Source organism: Nonomuraea maritima (assembly GCF_900100395.1).
GTDB lineage: Bacteria > Actinomycetota > Actinomycetes > Streptosporangiales > Streptosporangiaceae > Nonomuraea > Nonomuraea maritima.
This window is the reverse complement of record NZ_FNFB01000005.1, coordinates 15,897-32,272: the sequence shown is the minus strand read 5'-3', so window position 1 is coordinate 32,272 and position 16,376 is coordinate 15,897. Positions and strand designations below refer to the sequence as shown.

Annotated in this window: 15 protein-coding genes; 6 read left to right on the top strand and 9 right to left on the bottom strand. The window is 73.7% G+C overall.

Features of this window, described 5'->3' with window-relative positions; all coding sequences use genetic code 11:
• Positions 1-125 precede the first annotated feature (125 nt).
• Complete coding sequence (locus tag BLR04_RS10835) at positions 126-2,876, bottom strand: ATP-binding protein (protein WP_245740172.1); 2,751 nt, start codon at positions 2,874-2,876, stop codon at positions 126-128.
• A 102-nt stretch (positions 2,877-2,978) separates the two neighbouring features.
• On the opposite strand from BLR04_RS10835, the gene BLR04_RS10830 reads away from it, so the two are divergent.
• A complete protein-coding gene (locus tag BLR04_RS10830; protein WP_090762364.1) occupies positions 2,979-3,605 on the top strand; it encodes a LysE family translocator in 627 nt (208 codons plus the stop codon).
• On the opposite strand, the gene BLR04_RS10825 is transcribed toward BLR04_RS10830, so the two are convergent.
• Genes BLR04_RS10825 through BLR04_RS10800 form a run of 6 tightly spaced genes read right to left on the bottom strand, consistent with a single transcriptional unit; the run spans position 3,577 to position 11,238 of the window.
• A complete protein-coding gene (locus tag BLR04_RS10825) occupies positions 3,577-4,782 on the bottom strand; it encodes a hypothetical protein (protein ID WP_245740171.1) in 1,206 nt (401 codons plus the stop codon). The genes BLR04_RS10830 and BLR04_RS10825 overlap by 29 nt on opposite strands.
• Before the next feature lie 9 nt (positions 4,783-4,791).
• Complete coding sequence (locus tag BLR04_RS10820; RefSeq protein ID WP_090762360.1) at positions 4,792-5,172, bottom strand: RidA family protein; 381 nt, start codon at positions 5,170-5,172, stop codon at positions 4,792-4,794.
• 9 nt (positions 5,173-5,181) lie between these two features.
• Complete coding sequence (locus BLR04_RS10815; RefSeq protein WP_245740170.1) at positions 5,182-6,258, bottom strand: alanine racemase; 1,077 nt, start codon at positions 6,256-6,258, stop codon at positions 5,182-5,184.
• A 43-nt stretch (positions 6,259-6,301) separates the two neighbouring features.
• Positions 6,302-7,834, bottom strand: a complete 1,533-nt coding sequence (locus tag BLR04_RS10810; RefSeq protein WP_090762358.1) for an N-acyl-D-amino-acid deacylase family protein — start codon at positions 7,832-7,834, stop codon at positions 6,302-6,304.
• A 9-nt stretch (positions 7,835-7,843) separates the two neighbouring features.
• Positions 7,844-10,558, bottom strand: coding sequence for a DUF4153 domain-containing protein (locus tag BLR04_RS10805; protein WP_090762356.1), 2,715 nt, complete (start codon positions 10,556-10,558; stop codon positions 7,844-7,846).
• Positions 10,555-11,238: a response regulator transcription factor gene (locus BLR04_RS10800; protein ID WP_218128819.1), complete on the bottom strand. Its 684-nt coding sequence runs from the start codon at positions 11,236-11,238 to the stop codon at positions 10,555-10,557. The genes BLR04_RS10805 and BLR04_RS10800 overlap by 4 nt, the downstream gene beginning before the upstream one ends.
• 69 nt (positions 11,239-11,307) lie before the next feature.
• Here BLR04_RS10800 and BLR04_RS10795 point away from each other — a divergent pair, with 69 nt between their 5' ends.
• From BLR04_RS10795 to BLR04_RS10785, 3 genes are all read left to right on the top strand, one after another.
• Positions 11,308-12,165, top strand: a complete 858-nt coding sequence (locus tag BLR04_RS10795; RefSeq protein ID WP_090762352.1) for an arylamine N-acetyltransferase family protein — start codon at positions 11,308-11,310, stop codon at positions 12,163-12,165.
• A gap of 9 nt (positions 12,166-12,174) precedes the next feature.
• Positions 12,175-13,236 carry a protein kinase domain-containing protein gene (locus BLR04_RS10790; protein WP_090762350.1) on the top strand — a complete coding sequence of 354 codons (1,062 nt, stop codon included), beginning with the start codon at positions 12,175-12,177 and terminating at the stop codon, positions 13,234-13,236.
• Between the two features lie 111 nt (positions 13,237-13,347).
• Positions 13,348-13,542, top strand: coding sequence for a hypothetical protein (locus tag BLR04_RS10785; RefSeq protein ID WP_090762348.1), 195 nt, complete (start codon positions 13,348-13,350; stop codon positions 13,540-13,542).
• Positions 13,543-13,563: 21 nt separating this feature from the next.
• Here BLR04_RS10785 and BLR04_RS10780 read toward each other — a convergent pair whose 3' ends face one another.
• Complete coding sequence (locus tag BLR04_RS10780; RefSeq protein WP_090762346.1) at positions 13,564-13,878, bottom strand: DUF3817 domain-containing protein; 315 nt, start codon at positions 13,876-13,878, stop codon at positions 13,564-13,566.
• 4 nt (positions 13,879-13,882) lie between these two features.
• Entirely contained in the window at positions 13,883-14,668 is a 786-nt protein-coding gene (locus tag BLR04_RS10775) for an SURF1 family protein (protein WP_176903025.1), read from the bottom strand.
• Between the two features lie 158 nt (positions 14,669-14,826).
• On the opposite strand from BLR04_RS10775, the gene BLR04_RS40525 reads away from it, so the two are divergent.
• The gene (locus BLR04_RS40525; protein WP_176903024.1) at positions 14,827-15,003 is read left to right on the top strand and encodes a hypothetical protein; all 177 of its coding nucleotides are present in this window, start codon (positions 14,827-14,829) and stop codon (positions 15,001-15,003) included.
• Between the two features lie 130 nt (positions 15,004-15,133).
• Entirely contained in the window at positions 15,134-16,375 is a 1,242-nt protein-coding gene (locus BLR04_RS10765; protein ID WP_090762342.1) for an acyltransferase family protein, read from the top strand.
• The last annotated feature ends 1 nt before the right edge of the window (position 16,376 follow it).

Genomic DNA, 16,376 nt, shown 5'->3' with positions numbered 1-16,376 from the left:
GAAACCTCGTCGGACGCTACGAGCCGGGCCGCAAAGACCCTCCCAAGCGTCGCCCCGTGGCACCCCACGCTTCCCGGAGGTCACGTGCGGGGCGGCCGCCGCCGCCTGCACAGGCTTCCCGGAGGTCAGCCCAGCAGGCCGTGCCGGCGGGCGGTCGCCGCCGCCTGCGTACGGGTGGAGACCCGCAGCTTGCCCAGGATGTTGGAGACGTGCACGCTCACCGTCTTCTGCGCGATGAACAGCCGTTCGGCGATCTCCCGGTTGGTCAGCCCCTCGGCGACCAGCTTCAGCACCTCGTTCTCCCTGGCGGTCAGCCCGCTCGGGAGAGCACCGTCGTCCGTGGGGACGCCGAAGCGGGCCCGCCGCCCGAACTGCAGCAGCGCCTTCTCCAGCGGGGCGGCCCGCAGCCGGGCCGCCGCCTCGCGGGCGAGTTCCCACTCGGCGAGAGCCGCCGCCCGGTCACCGGCGGCGAACAGCGCCTCGGCCAGCCGCCACCGGGCCCTCGCGGTCTCGTAGACGAATCCGAAGTCGAACGCCTCGACCACCCGCCGCCACAGCTCCACGTCGAGCCGTCCGTGCACGCGGTGCCACTCGGCCTCCGCCCGCAGCGCCCAGGCCCTCCCTTCAGGGCCGACGTGTCCCCCGTCGCCGGTGGGGCCCACGGTGACGGCGAAGCGGGCGTGCTGCAGCAGTTCGTCGGCGCCCTCTGTGGTGCCCAGCTCCGCCAGCGCCCACAGCGCGACGGCGGCCAGCCGGACCAGGACGGCCTCGCCCTCGGCCGGCCGGGCCATGGCCGCGCGCACGTGCTCGAGCGCCGTGGCCGGGTCGCCGTGCCACAGCGCGTGCTCCGCGGCCATGCCCCGCGACATGTACTCCGTCAGTTCGTCGTCCCAGAAGGGCCGCAACAGGTCGAGCCGGTTCCCGACGGCGGGCAGGTCGCGCCCCACCTCGACGAACAGCGCGACCGACGAAAGCAGCGCCTCGTGCGGCGTGCCCACCCGCGCGCCGAAGCCGGCCGCCACGGTCTCGGCCTGGTCCCACTCGCCGGCCGCGTAGTGGATGAGGAAGCGAAGGAAGCGCAGGTCGGTGCCGTACGTGCTCCATTTGAGCCCGTTCCCGGCGGCCAGCTTGATGCCGTCGTCGGCCGTCTCGGCGGCCGCGGACAGATAGCCCTGCTCGTAGTGGATGCGGGCGTGCTGGTAGCGCGCCCGCAGATCGATGGCGAGGTCGCCGCTGCTCTCCTCGGCGGCGGCGTGGACCAGCTCGTGGGCCCTGGCCATGTCGCCGCGCACCTCAAGGAAGATGGCGAGCGTGAGCATGGCGCTGGCCTCGGCGTCGCGCGCCCCGGCCGCGCGGGCGGTCTCCAGCGCCCGCGTGCAGTACGCCTCGACCTCGTGGTGCCGGGAGCTCCACAGCAGGCAGCGGGCGTAGGTCGCGAGGGCGCGGGCCAGCTCGCACGTGGTGGTCGCGCTGTCGACGGCGCGCTCGGCCGCGGCCAGCTCCTCGGCCGAGTCGTCCACCTCGGCGAGGTAGTACGCGAGCCGCTCGCTCACCTCGGACGTCTGGGGCAGTGCGCGCAGCTGGGCGACGGCGCGGTGGTTGTCGCCGCTGTCGGCGGCCATGACGGCGCTGCGGAAGGCCAGCTTCTCGTAGCTCTCGCCGGTCAGGCTCCCGGGGTCGGCCACCCGCTCCCACAGGCCGAGCGCCCGGTCGTAGTGGCGGTGGGCCTCGGCGGGCGCGCCGATGCGCTCGGCGGCGCGCCCCGCCTCGACCGAGGCGGCCAGCGCCCCGGCCAGGTCGTGGCCGGCGAGATGGTGGTGGGCCAGCTCGGCCGGCGAGGTGAGCAGGCGGGCGAAAGCCGCGTGCAGGCGGGTGCGCTCGCCGGGCAGCAGATCGGTGTAGACGGCCTCCTGCAGGAGGGCGTGACGGAAGGCGTAGCCGCGGCCGTCGACCCGCAGCAGCCCGCGCGAGAGGATCTCCCTGACCGCCTCCTCGAACTCGGCGAGCGGCAGCCCCGACACCTCGCGCAGCAGCTCGTCCTCGACCCGGCGGCCGGCCACGGCGGCGGCCCGCAGCACCGCCTGCCCGGCCTCCGACAGCACCTCCACCCGCGACATCAGCAGGCTGGCCAGGCCGTCAGGCAGGATCTCGCCCTCGGCCACGGCCGCGAACAGCTCTTCGGCGTAGAACGGGTTGCCCTCGGCCCGCGACACGATGAGGCCGAGGCTCTGCGGGTCGACGTCGCCGAGGGTGACGACGTAGTCGGCCAGCGCCTCGGGGGCGAGCGGGCCCAGCTCGACGCTCATCACGGCGGGCAGCCGCTTCAGCTCGGCCAGCACGGGTCGCAGGGGGTGGCGGCGGTGCAGGTCGTCGGTGCGGTAGGTGCCGACGACGCAGACCCGCTCGCTCTGCACCATGCGGCTGAGGAAGACCAGCAGGTCACGGGTGGAGCGGTCGGCCCAGTGCAGGTCCTCGATCACGAACAGCACGGGCTGCACGTCGGCGAGCAACCCGAGCAGCGAGCCGAACAGCCGCTGCTGGGTGAGCCCGGCGGCGGGCGCGGACTCCGACCCCGGCAGGAGCTGGCCCAGCATGGGGTGGGCGGCGGCGGCGTCCCGCACGGCCTGCTCGGCGCTGCGCAGCGCATCGGCCAGCGGCAGGTACGGCAGCGCGTCGCCGAGTTCGGCGCACTGGCCGACCAGTACGTTGAAGCCGCGTTCGCGGGCCTCGGCGACGAGTTCGGCGGCCAGCCGCGACTTGCCGATGCCCGCGTCGCCGCCCACGAGCGCCACCCCGGCGACGCCGCCGGCCGCGGACTGGAGCACGCGCGAAAGCCCGGCCAGCTCGACCGAGCGACCGACAAGGAGACCGTTCACGCCATGAACTATGCCATGCCATACCGACAACCGATTGGTCCATAATTTGGGGGACATATTGGCCTTATTCGCGGGACCAAAAACGCCATACGCTGCTCTTCCGTGATTCCTCTGACGACTTTCGCCCTCTTCGCGACCGCCACGCTCGCGCTGGTGCTCATCCCGGGCCCGAACCACCTCTACATCGCGGCCCGCGGGATCGCCCAGGGGCGGGCCGCCGGACTGGCGAGCGCGCTCGGCGTGGAGACCGGCACGCTCGTGCACGTCGCGGCGGCCGCCGCCGGGCTGTCGTACGTGCTCGCGCGGTCGGCGACGCTGTTCTCGGTCATCAAGTGGGCGGGCGCCGCGTACCTGATCTATCTGGGCGTGCGGGCGCTCACCGGCAAGCAGGACGGCACCGCCGCGCCCGCGCCGCAGTCGCTGCGCGCGGTGTTCCTCGAAGGCGTGCTGGTCAACCTGCTCAACCCCAAGACGGTCCTGCTCTTCCTGGCGTTCCTGCCGCAGTTCGTGGACGCCCGCGCGGGCTCCCCCGCGCTGCAGGTGCTGCTGCTCGGCCTCACGGTGCTGCTCGTCGGCCTGGTCTGCGACATCGCGTACGCGCTCACCGCCGGCACCCTCGGCCACCGCCTCGCCCGCGCCGCCACGACCCTGCGGTACGTGAGCGGTCTGGTCTATCTCGGGCTCGGCGTGGCCACCCTGGTCACGGCGTCTCCGACAGCGCCGCGGTGATCCGGTCGAGCACCGGGTACGGCACCAGCCCGTAGGCGTAGAAGTCGAGGGCCGCCGCCCCCGCGGCCCTGGCTCCCCTGGCCTTGGCCACGAGCCGGTCGGTCGAGTCGCTGTCGGGGTGTCCGGGCCGCAGCACGGCCCTGACCTCGCGGTCCTGGCCCACCGAGCGCAGGTAGGCGCCCACGTCGTCGGCCACGCGCGCCGCGTCCCGCGCGTACGCGAGCACCCCGAACGCGGGCACCAGGTCGCCGAGCGCCACCAGGTCGACGCCGAGCTGCCAGGCGTCGTACGCGGCCAGGCCCGGCGTGGGCAGCCCGTCCGCGTACCCCTTGACCGCGCCGGTCGCGTCGAGGAACACCAGCTTCGAGCCCTCCCCGGCGACCGCCGCGGACACCTCGGACACCAGCGTGGTGACCGTCTCTGAGCGGGCCCGCGCGTAGGCGACGAGGTCGGGCCCGGCGTAGGCGGTCAGCGCCGCCCTGGTCACCTCGCCCTGCGCGGGCGGGTCGCCGCCGAACACCCCGCCGAGGATCCGCGCGCACTCCTCGCGCGCCACCTGGGCCTTGACGCCGAGGTCGGTCGCCCGGCGCATGCAGTGGTCGCAGAAGCAGAGGCCGAACAGGTAGGCGTCCATCGGGCCGAGCGGCACGAAGGAGCGCTCCGCGCGCAGCGGGCGGAAGTGCAGCGCCTCGGCGACCACGCTGTCGACCCCGAGCCGCGCCACCGCCCGCGCGAGCGCGACGGCGTAGTCGCGCACGTCGGGGTGGGCGGGGCACAGGGCGGCGGGCGAGCCGCGGTCGCCGAAGCAGTCGTGCACGGTCACGTCGGGGTGCGCGGCGCCGAGCGTCGCGTTGCGCAGGAAGACCGTCCAGCCGTGCAGCTTGAGCGAGCGTTCCGCGCACGCCTCGCGCAGGCCGTCGAAGACCTTCGCGTCTCCGGGGACGGGAGCCAGCCGCAGCCCCTCGAACAGGTCGGGCGGCGGGGTGAAGTGGGCGCCGTCGCGGCGCAGGGTCAGCCGGGACAGCCCGTGCGGGGTGACGTCATGGGTGGCGTGGTGGACGGCGCCGACGGTGACGCCGGCCACGCCGTAGCCGCTGATCCTGTCGAGCACCCGCTCGACGCCCTCACCGAGCAGGTCCTCGGCGAAGACGTACACCGAACTGTCCACACTGGCCACGAGCGAACCCTACGCGCTCTTGTACGCGACGAAGTCGATCTCCACGAGGATGTTCATGAGCTCCGACCCGACGGTGGTGCGGACGGGGTAGGGCGGGTTGAAGTACGACTTGTAGACCTCGTTGTAGGCGGCGAAGTCCTCCTTGACGTGCTGGAGGTGGACGGTCGCCTTGATCACGTCGTCGAAGCCCAGGCCGTGGGCGGCGAGGATCGCGCCGAGGTTGCGCATGACCTGGTGGGTCTGGGTGGCGACGTCGTCGCCGACGATCTCGCCGGTGTGCGGGTCGAGGGGGCCCATGCCCGAGGTGTAGACGAAGTCGCCCACCACGAGACCCTGGGAGTAGGCGCCGATGGGGGCGGCGCCTTCCGTCGTCCTGAGCTCCTTTTTCACGAAATCTCCCTAGAAGTAGGTGTGTATCGTGCCAACGACACGGTAGTCCTGGTCCACCAGCGGGAGCACGCGCCACTTGTCGAACGCCGTGCACGGGTGGGAGATCCCGAACGCCAGCAGGTCGCCCGGCCTGAGGCCCTCGGCCCGGACGACGGTGTGCTGGTCCTGCATCTTCAGCACGGTCACGCCGTCGCGGCGCGGGATCGGCAGCCCCTCGTCGTACGGGGCGTCGCGCTTGCCCATGCCGACGATCGCGAGGCCCGGCTCCGGCGTGGACAGCACGTGCGCCCACACCTCCAGCGCCGGGCGCAGCTCGCCGTCGATCCGGTTGAACGGCGTGCGCTCGCGGTAGAAGCCGTCGTCGTGGCTGACGTACGCGCCGCTGCGCAGCAGGACCCTGGCGCGGCTGCCGGCCAGCTCGCGCCCGATCACGTCGAACCACTGGCTGCCGCCCACCGACAGGACGGGCGTGCGGACGCGGACGTGCTCGACGGCGTCCTGCAGCGCGAACAGGTACGTGCGGACCTGCGCGGCGTCCTTCAGCCCGCCCTCGTACCCGGCGACCCCGGCCAGTTCGACGCCCGGCGTCGCCTGCGCGTGCGCGACGACCTCGAGCAGCTCCTCCAGCGTCCGGCAGCCGGCCCTGCCGCCCGCGTGGCCCAGCTCGGCGAGCACCCGGAACGGGCGCGCGCCCGCGTGGCGGGCGAGGATGTCGAGGCCGGCCACCGAGTCGGCGAAGCACAGGAACTCGAAGTCGGGGTCGCGCTCCAGCTCGGCGGCGGCCCAGGCGAGCCCCGCAGGATCGACGACCTGGTTGGCCACCAGGACGCGGCGGGCGCCGAACCCCCTGACCGTCTCGGCCTGGCGGAGCGTCGCCACCGTCAGGCCCCAGGCGCCGGCGGCCAGCTGCATGGCGGCGATCTCGGGCGACAGGTGGGTCTTGGCGTGGGGGGCGAACTCCAGACCGTGGTCACGGGCGAAGGCCGCCATCGTCGCCACATTGTGCTCCAGGGCGTCCCGGTGGGCCACCATCACGGGAAACGCGATGCCGCCATCGAAGATCGACTGACCGAGGATCGCCGGCACAGAACCCCCCTTTGTTCGCGTCAGACCCTATCCCAGGCGCGTGTCACGGGCGGAGCGCGCGACCGGGCGTCGCCCCGGTGAGCTCGCCCCCGGCCAGCACCGGCACGCCGGAGACGAGCACGTCGCCGACTCCCTCGGCGGGCTCGCGCGGGGCCTCGTACGTCGCCCGGTCGGTGACCGCGGCCGGGTCGAACACCACCACGTCGGCCGCGAACCCGCGCCGCAGCAACCCTCGGTCGGCCAGCCCGAAGCGGCGCGCGGGGTGGGCGGCAAGATGCACGGCCGCCTGCTCCCACGTCCAGTCGCCCAGCTCCCTGACGTGCCGGCCGAGGAAGCGGGCGAACGCCCCGAACCCGCGCGGGTGGGGGTGGCCGCCCACGTAGATGCCGTCGGAGCCGCCGGTCTGCGAGGGGTGGCGCAGCATGCGCCGTACGGACTCCTCGCCCTGCGGACCCTCGTCGGGACGCGCGGAGACGACGCCCGCCTCCAGCCGCGTCTCCGTCAGCAGGCGGCGGCAGAAGTCGGCGGGCCGCATCCCGGCGCGCTCGGCCGCCGCCACCATGGTCATGCCCTCGGCCCATTCCAGGCCGGGCGCGTGCGAGACGGTCAGCCGGGGCCAGACCGCGTCGAGCGTCGGCCAGTGGTCGTCCAGCACGGACGAGGCGATCATCTCCAGGGCCCGGTCGGGCTCGGCGCCGGGCACCTCGGACGGCAGCACCACCATCGCGAGGATCGTGTTGCCGCGCAGGTAGGGATAGGTGTCGAAGGTGAGGTCCACGCCTCGTGCGAGCGCCTCCTCGACCAGCGGCAGCAGCACGTCGGCCGGGCCGTGCAGGTGCGAGACGTGCACGGCGGCGCCCGACCGGCGGGCGATGTCCATGACCTCGGCCATCCCCACCCCGGCCCGATCGCCGTAGGCCCGCATGTGGGTGACGTACGGCAGCCCGCCCAGCGGCGCGCACAGGGCGGCCAGCTCGTCGGCGCCGGCGTGGCGTCCTGGCAGGTATTCGAGCCCGCTCGACAGTCCGACGGCGCCCTCCGACAGCCCGCGCTCCACGTGGCGCAGCATCGCCGCGAGGTCGTCGGGCCCGGCCGGTGCGGGCGAGGCGCCCATGACGTCGTAGCGGATCGTGCCGTGGGGCAGCAGGTAGGCGGTGTTGAGCGCGACGGCCCTGTCGTAGCCGCCGAGCAGCTCGCCCACGGTGAGCGGACCCTCGTCCCGCTTGAGTGAGCCGTTGACGGCGGCGAAGTAGCGCGAGGCGTACGCCACCGTCTCGGCCGAGCCCGGCGCGAACGACAGCCCGTCCTGGCCGAGCACGAACGTGGTCACCCCCTGCCGCAGCGCCGCCCGCTGCACGGCCGGGTCGAAGACGGCCGCGTCGCCGTGCGCGTGGCAGTCGACGAAGCCGGGCGCGACCAGCCGCCCGGTCGCGTCGATCACCGTACGGGCCGCGGCGCCGTCCAGCCTGCCGACCGCTTCGACGCGGTCACCCGCGATGCCCACGTCCGCCCGGTACGGCGGGGCGCCCGTTCCGTCGAGCACCCGGCCGCCGCTGATCACTACGTCGAAGCTCACCCGATTGATTCAATCAGAGCCGGCCGGAGGGCAGCGTCCGGCTTTGTCGACGGGCCGTTCCGCCGGCAGCGCCGTGGCCTGCGCGCGGGCGAGGTTCCAGCCGTTCCACGGGTCCGTCTCCAGCAGGTGGTTCACCTGGAGCAGGCGGGAGAGCACGCAGCTGCGCCGCGGCTCGGGCAGCCGGTCGAGCGCCGGCACCGCGTCGGCGCTGAGGGAGCTGAGGTAGACGGCGTCCATCCTGGCGACGCCGCGCGTCTCGATCTGCGACCGCGCGACCCGCAGGTCGGGGTTGGCGACGGCGAACGCGACCAGGCCGAGGCCGGTGACCAGCACGGCCGTACGGGGCAGCCACCCGGACCCGCGGCCCGCCAGCCGTGCCGCGCCCGCCACCAGGACCAGCACGAACAGCGCGCCCAGCCACCACACCGCCGCCTCCACCGACAGGCGCAGCCGCGACAGGCCGTAGGCGTCGGTGTAGAGGTGCAGCCGGTGCAGGGCCGAGACCAGCACCACCATGGTCAGCCCGCACAGCACGCCGAGCAGCACGTAGAGCACCCGGCGCTCGCGCCGCTCCACCCTGAGCAGCCCGGCGGCGACCGCCACGACGCCCAGCACGAACACGCTGACCACCACGAGCTGGAAGAAGCCCTGCCTGGCGTACTCGGCGTAGGTCAGGCCCGCCGTGCGCAGCACCAGCGCGTCGCCGCCGAACAGCGCCGTGATCTGCACCGCCACGAACGCGGCGAACAGCAGGTTCACCGCCGTGAGCGGCACCAGCCAGACGCCGCGCGCCACGACGAGCTTCGTCACCTGCCCCACGGGTTCGGCCACGGGACGGAGCCCCACGAGGACGACCGTGGCCGGCAACACCGCGAACACCCCGAACAGGATGAAGCGCCCCGGCAGCGACTCGGCCCACTCGGGCGTGGTGGTGAGCCACGTCACGTACGAGGCGAACACCGCGTCCGCCGAGGCGAACAGCAGCCCGAACACCGCCAGCAGCACCCCCGTGAGGCCCAGCGTGGCCACGACCGCCCACACGCGCCGCCGGCTCGTGAGCCGCTTCAGCGGCCCGGCGAGGAACCACGGCACGGGGCCGAGCGCGAGCGCGACGGACGCGACGCCCTTGAGCACGCCCAGCCAGCCCGCCCCCGCGCCCGACACGGCCAGCGCGCCCAGCGCGGCCCCCGCGAGGAGCAGGATCGCGACCAGCCAGTCGGCGTCCCGCACCGCCGCCATGGAGATCATGACGTACGCGATCAGCGCGAAGGCGGCCGTCCACGGCGTCATCCGCCACCGCACCGCGAACAGCGCGGCCGCGGCGATCGCCGTCACGACCAGCACGAACCCGAGCCCGATCTCCGCGTCCGGCAGCACGAGCGCCGCGAACACCCCGACCGCTGCCGCCACGGGCAGCACCCATCCCGGCGTCGCAGGCACCACCGGCCGCGGGAACAACGGCGGCGGCACGTACTCGGACGTCTCCCCTCGTCCGGCCGCCTTCGAGCCCTGCGAGGCGCCTCCCCCGCCGATCGCGGGGTCCACGCCGTGCGCCGCGGCTCTCGACGGCGGCGCGGCGGCGCTCGTTCTGGCGGGCCCCCCCGCGGCGGGCTTCTCGCCCACCGCGCTCCCGGCCGTGGTCGTCAGGACGGCCACGGCGGCCGGGGTCGTGCCCGCGCCGGACGGTCCGGGCGACGAGGTCTCGGCGGCGGCCGGGCCCGCGTCGGCGGGCAGCTCCGTCCTGCCCGGGAGGGTGACGACCATGCGGCAGCCCGTGCCGTCGTCGATGTGGACCGTTCCGCCGTGCAGCTCGACGATCTCCTTGACGATGGCGAGTCCGAGCCCGGCGCCGCCGCTGTCCGCGGCGCGCCCGGCGTCCAGGCGGGAGAAGCGTTCGAACACCCGGGCCCGCGCCGCGGCCGGGATGCCGGGGCCCTGGTCGGCCACGACGATCCGGACCCCGTCCCGCTCGGGCTCGCCGCTCACGGTGACCACCCCGCCGGACGGGCTGTGCCGTACGGCGTTGTCGAGGAGGTTCGCGAGGACCTGCGCCAGCAGGTCGGGGTCGGCGCGCACCACGAGGTCGCCCGGCACCGAGGCCCTGATGACGACGTCGTCGCGCGCCAGCGACGCCTCCAGCACCGCCTGCTCGACCAGCCGGGCCGGCTCGACGGCCTCGGCCTCGATGAGCCGCACCCCCGAGTCGAGCCGCGACAGGTCGAGGAGCTGGGCGACGAGCCGGCCGAGGCGCTCGGTCTGGGCGAGCGCGGTCCGCATGGTGACGGGGTCGGGCGCGGAGACGCCGTCCACCACGTTCTCCAGGACGGCCCGCAACCCCGTGATCGGCGTGCGCAGCTCGTGGCTGACGTTGGCGATCAGCTCGCGCCGCTGCCGGTCCACCTCCCCGAGGTCGGCCGCCATCGCGTTGAACGCCCTGGCGAGCTCCCCTACCTCGTCCCTGGAGGTGGCGCGGACGCGCAGCGAGTAGCGGCCCTTGGCGATGGTCTGGGCGGCGCGCGCCAGCTCGCGCAGCGGCTTGGTCATGCCCCTGGCCAGCACCTGCACCATGATCAACGCCAGGACGACGGCGACCGCGATGCGCAGCTCGCGGGAGAGCCCCGAGCTGAGGCCGAGCTCGTTCACCGCGAACGCGGTCGCGACGGCGAGCACGATGACGATGCCGAGCTTGACCTTGATCCGCCCGAGGAAGTCGAGGGGTCTCATGGACGTACCAGGGCGTAGCCGACGCCGTGGACGGTCCGTACCACGTCGGAGCCGAGCTTGCGGCGCAGCGCGCGGACGTGGCTGTCGACGGTCCTGGTCGCCGCCGCCTCCGAGAAGCCCCAGACGTCCGACAGCAGCCGTCCCCGCTCGAAGACCTGTCCAGGGCGCTCGGCCAGCCGCCGCAGCAGGTCGAACTCGGTACGGGTGAGCTGCGCCTCGACGCCCCGCACGAACACCCGCCTGGCCGCGGTGTCGATCTCGACCTCGCCGACCCTGATCACGGTGTCCTCGGCGGCGAGCTGGGCCGCCCGCTCGACCCGGCGCAGCAGCGCGTGGATCCTGGCCACGAGCTCGCGCATGCTGAACGGCTTGGCCAGGTAGTCGTCGGCCCCGACGCCGAGGCCCACGAGCACGTCGGTCTCGTCGCCGAGCGCGGTCAGCATGAGCACGGGCACCGGCCTCGCGGCCTGCATCCGGCGGCACACCTCCAGGCCGTCGAGCCCGGGCAGCAGGCGGTCGAGGATCACCAGGTCGGGTTCCGCCCTGGCGTACTGGACGAGGGCGTCCTGCCCGTCGCCGGCCACCCTGACGTTGAAACCCTCGGCGGCCAGCCGGTTCCGTACCGCGGACGCGATCGTCTCGTCGTCCTCGACCACGAGGACGCGTCGTTGCTCTGCCACGGACGAAAGCCTAGAAGGGCTCTGTGCACTCCACACTCCACTGTTCGTGCACAAACGGTGCAGACTGTGATGGTGAACACAGCCGCGTACCTTGCCCGGCTCGGCCTGCCCGAGTCGCCGCAAGCCCCCCCGAGCGCTGAGTCCCTCCGAGCCCTGCACACCGCCCATGTCGAGAACGTCGCGTACGAGGTGCTGGAGATCTGGCTGGGCAGGACGACGACGGTCGATCCTGTCGAGTCGGCCGCGCGCGTCTGCCTGGGGCGCGGCGGCTACTGCTACCACCTCAACGGCGCCTTCTCGCAGTTGCTCACCGCCCTCGGCTACGACGTGACCCGGCACGTGTCGGGCGTCCAGCCGCACGGCGGCGAGCCCGGGATCACCGGCAACCACCTGGCGCTCACCGTGCGCGGGCTGCCGTCCGCCGACAACCCCGGCGGCGCGTGGCTGGTGGACGTCGGGCTCGGCGACGCGCTGCACGAGCCGCTGCCCCTGGTGGCGGGCACGTACCGGCAGGGCCCCTTCACGTACGCGCTGCGGCCGTCGGAGATCGTGCCGGGCGGCTGGCGTTTCGACCACGACTCGCGCGGCTCGTTCGCCGGGATGGACTTCGGGACCGAACCGGCGGAGATGACGGCCTTCGACGGCATGCACGAGCACCTGAGCACGTCGCCGACGTCGGGGTTCGTCCGGGTGGCGACGGTGCAGCGGCGCGACGCGTACGGGGTGGACATCCTGCGCGGGCTGCTGCTGACGCGCCTCGGCGCCGAGCGGCGGTACGTCACGCTGACGTCGGCCCTCGACTACTACGCGGCCCTGGCGGACATCTTCCGGCTGCCCCTGGACGACCTCTCCGCCGACGAGAAGGAGCAGCTCTGGCTCAAGGTGAGCGCGGCCCACGAGGGCTGGCTGGCGGCGGGCTCGCCCTGATGGACACGCATGGCTGAGACCAGGAAACTGAACGGCCGCTACCGGCTGCTGAACTCCTTGGGCACGTCCGTGCGCCTGGCCTTCGACGAGGCCGAGCACCGCGACGTGGCGGTCAGGGAGGTGTGGGTGCTGCCCGAGCTGCGCGACGCGGCGGTGAGCGAGGCGCGCCGCGCCATGGCGCTGCGGCACCCGCTCGCCGTGCCGGTCCTCGACGTGCTGGTCGACGGGGGCAGGCCGTGGCTGGTCATGGAGTTCGTCGCGGGCGTGTCACTGGAGCAGACCGTACGCGGGGCAGGCCCGCTGCCCACCGCGCAGGCCGCCAGGATGGGCGTGTGCGTGCTGTCGGCGCTGACCGCCGCACACGAGGCGGGCATCGTGCACGGGCGGGTCGATCCGGGCAAGGTGCTGCTCACGACGACCGGGCGGGCGCTGCTGACCGGGTACGGCGCACCGAGCCTCAGCGTGCTGCCGTCCGCCGATCTGTGGTCGCTGGCCGCGACGCTGCACTTCGCGGTCGAGGGACGCCCGCCCGGCCAGGTGGCGCCCGCGGGGCCAGGCCCGCTCAAGTCGCTGATCAGGGCGATGCTGCACCCGTCGGGGACACCGCCGCTGAACGTGGTGCGCGAGACGCTGCACCGGCTGGCCGTGGACCGGCCGCTCGACGCGCTTCTCGCGGCCTCAGGACCGCTGCCGCCCGCCCGGGTGGCCGCGATCGGGCTCGGGGTGCTCGACGGGCTCGCGCCGGGCTGGTTCCACGGCGGGGTGCAGCCGGGCAACGTCGTCGTCGACGCGGACGGCCGGGCCCGGCTGCTGCCGCTGGCGCGCATGGGAACGCTGCTCGCGTACACGGCTCCCGAGGCCGCGCCGACGCACGCCGCCGACCTGTGGTCGCTGGGCGCGACGCTGTTCACCGCCGTGCAGGGCCGTCCACCTGCGCCGGGCACGCCGCTCGGCGGCGCGGGCCCGCTCGGGCCCGTCCTGCTCAGGCTGCTGTCGCGTGACCCGTCGCAGCGTCCGGTGATCGACGACCTGCGGCGCGAGCTGCTCGCCGTCGCCGGCCGCCCGGTCTAACATTTGCGATACATCGCGTCCAGGAACCTCAGGCATGGGTCCACACGTTGGACCGGCGACGCAGAATGTGTGAGAGGCGGGGCGAGCGCTCCGCGTTCGGAGGAAGCCAGGATGTCGCCAATTCAGAAGTACGCCATCGGCGCGGGCGCCGCGGTGCTGCTCTCCCTGATCATTTTCGGCACCGGATTCATCACCCTGCTGGTCGTGCTGGGCGTGGTCGCGGCCCCGGTGGTCGGCTACCTGATGCTCGACCCGTCGCAGCGCGAGCGGCTCAAGAGGGCCCGCCGGCGCGGCCTCGGCCGCTGACCCCGCGGCGGCGGGGGCCGGTCAGGCTCCCGCCGCGGCCTGCGCCGCCGTCTGCACGCGCCGGGTCACGCGCCGCTCGATGTAGAACGACAGGAACGGCACCGTGCCCCCGAGCATGACACCCAGCATGTACGGCCACGCCCAGCGCGACTTCATGCCGAGGTTCATGACCGCGACGAGGTAGAGCATGTAGAGGCCGCCGTGGATGGGGGCGATCACCTTCGACAGCGACGCCTGGTCGAAGCCGTAGCGCAGCACCATGCCCACGCAGAGCACGAGCAGCATGCAACCGACCACGTAGGCGAGCACCCGGAAGGGCTTGAGAGCCGATTCCACCGTTTCAACCTTCCAGAACCATCTCGGGGGTGGACTCGCCGCGCTCGCGGTCTGTTCGCACGGCGTCGCGCACGAAGTGGAACCACATGAAGACGGCGAATCCCGCGAAAATCCACCAGTTGGCGGCGTATGCCAGATTACGCCAGGTCAGCGCGCCTCCGACCACTGGCGCGGTGACCTTCACCTGCGTGAGCGTGCCCGAGGGCGGCGCCGCGACGACGTACCCCGTGCGCACCCGCTGCCCGGCCCACAGGTTGACCAGCTCGCCCGTCGACACCGTCTGCACCTGGCCCGCGGGCAGGCCCTCCGCGCGCCGCTGCACGCTGTCGGTGCCCTCCTGCGGCCGCAGCCGGCCCGCCACCGTGACCTTGCCCTGCGGCACGTCGGCCACGGCGGAGTCGTCGGCCCTGGCCGTCCAGCCGCGCACGACCGGCATGACCGTGCCGTCGTCGAGCCGGATCGGCGTGAGCACCCAGTAGCCGTGGTCGCGCGAGACGTTGCCGCCGGGAGCGGCGACGTCGGGCTGCCGGTCGGCGACCAGGAGCTGGCGGTCGGCCTCGTAGACGCCTTCGACGGTGACCCTGCGGCCCGCGACCGTGCCGTCCATCTGGGCGCCCACCGGGGCCAGCCCGGCGACCGGTACGGGTGCGGGGTCGGTGGCGGCGTGCGGCTTGCCGGAATCCTGGAAGACGCCGAGCTGCCAGCGTCCGAGGAGGATGAAGGCGATGAGAACCCCGATCGTCAGCACGTGCAGCCCCACGACGCGGGGTGACAGCAGGGTCCTCAGCATGCGTCAAAGCTATCCGCCGAGGGGCGTGCCCCTGTAATCAACCCACGCCGTAGGTTCTTCCGGGCCGAGGAAAGCATGTCGATCTGGTAAATGCGTCCTTTTACGAATACCGCCATATGGTGCAAACCGCGCAGGCGATCCGCGCTAGGCTGCTGGCCATGGCTGACCAGCACATCGACCCGGCGGGCAACACCCAGGCTTTCCGCGCGTTCGCGCAGGCGCGCGAAGAGGAAGCCGCCGAGGCGAAGCCCAAGAAGTCGCCCGTTCTGCCCATCATCGCGGTCGTCCTCGCGATCCTGATCGTCGGCGTCGCCGCCTTCCTCCTGCTCCGGTAAGCCTCCTGGCAGAGCCACCCGCCGCGGTAGCCGTGGCGGGTTTTCGCCGTTTCCTGCGGTCCCTGCGGCTCGGTGGGCAGGGCGCCCGCACATCGTCGCCGGGCCGGCGGCGGGTCTCTACGATGGCCGGATGCTCTCAGCCCCTCCCGGCACGGCCGAGGCCGCTCCCCCGCGCGTCCGGCGTTCGGCCTGGCTGGACGCGCTGCGCGGGACGGCGGCGACCGTCGTGGTCTTCGAGCACGCGCTCGTACCGCTGTGGCCGGAGGCCCGGCCGTACGTCAAGGGCGTCTTCGACCCCGGCTGGTACGGCGTGCTGGTCTTCTTCCTGGTCAGCGGTTACATCGTGCCCGCGTCCCTGGAGCGCGGGGCCGGCCTGCGGGCCTTCTGGGTCTCGCGGCTCTTCCGGCTGTGGCCGCTGTTCGCGGTGTGCGCGGCCGGCATGGCCCTGCTGTCGGCAGCCGGGTGGGACGAACCACACGTCTGGTGGCAGACCCGGCCGACGGCGCTGGTCCTGGCGCACGTCACCATGCTGCAGAACCTGCTCGACGTGCCCAACCTGGTCAACGTGCTGTGGACCCTGTCGTACGAGATGGCCTTCTACCTGCTGCTGACGGCCATGTTCGCGCTCGGGGCGCAGCGGCGGAGCACTCCCGCCGCGCTCACGTTCGCGGCGGGAGCGGTGCTGGGCGCGGGGCTGCTGCCGACGGCGCTGCTGTCGTTCGGGACGGCGGGCCGCATGCTCACGGTCGTGGTCGCGGTGACCGCCGTCCTCGCGGCCGGGCTCGCCGCGGTGCTGTACGGACACGGGCGGCTGCGCCAGGCGGGCGCGGTGGCCGTCGCGGGCACCATCGTGCTGCTGCTGGCGGTCAACCAGCGCTATCCCGGCCCGTGGCAGGGGCTGCTCATCCTGGCCACCATGTTCGCCGGCAGCACCCTGTACCGGGCCGGCACAGGCCAGCTCACCCACCGGCACGCCACCTGGGTGGCGCTGGTGCCGCTGGCAGGGTTGTGGCTGGGGCGCGGCGACCTCGGGACGGAGACGGCGACCGCGGCGGCGTGGCTGACGTTCGCGGCCGGGCTGGCGCTGCGCCACCGCGTCTGGCCGTCGTGGGCGGCCTGGCTGGGGCTGGTGTCGTACTCGATCTACCTGCTGCACCCGCTGCTGATGGAGAGCGTCGAGCACTTTCTGAGCGACCCGGCCTCCGTGCCGGTGGCGGCGCGCATGGCGCTGACGGCGGGCGTGTACGCGGTGCTGCTCGGTCTGTGCGCGCTGACCTGGCGGTGGGTGGAGGCGCCGGCGCAGCGGCTCGGCCGGCGCCTCGTCGACAGGACGGCCTCTCGCCGGGCCGAGGCCGGCCCGGCGAAGGGCTGAC

Excerpts from the sequence above, each read along its gene's own strand:
- BLR04_RS10805 (WP_090762356.1), bottom strand. The coding sequence starts at position 10,558 with ATGAGACCCCTCGACTTCCTCGGGCGGATCAAGGTCAAGCTCGGCATC.
- BLR04_RS10795 (WP_090762352.1), top strand. The coding sequence starts at position 11,308 with ATGGTGAACACAGCCGCGTACCTTGCCCGGCTCGGCCTGCCCGAGTCG.
- BLR04_RS10790 (WP_090762350.1), top strand. The coding sequence starts at position 12,175 with ATGGCTGAGACCAGGAAACTGAACGGCCGCTACCGGCTGCTGAACTCC.
- BLR04_RS10785 (WP_090762348.1), top strand. The coding sequence starts at position 13,348 with ATGTCGCCAATTCAGAAGTACGCCATCGGCGCGGGCGCCGCGGTGCTG.
- BLR04_RS10775 (WP_176903025.1), bottom strand. The coding sequence starts at position 14,668 with ATGCTGAGGACCCTGCTGTCACCCCGCGTCGTGGGGCTGCACGTGCTG.
- BLR04_RS40525 (WP_176903024.1), top strand. The coding sequence starts at position 14,827 with ATGGCTGACCAGCACATCGACCCGGCGGGCAACACCCAGGCTTTCCGC.
- BLR04_RS10765 (WP_090762342.1), top strand. The coding sequence starts at position 15,134 with ATGCTCTCAGCCCCTCCCGGCACGGCCGAGGCCGCTCCCCCGCGCGTC.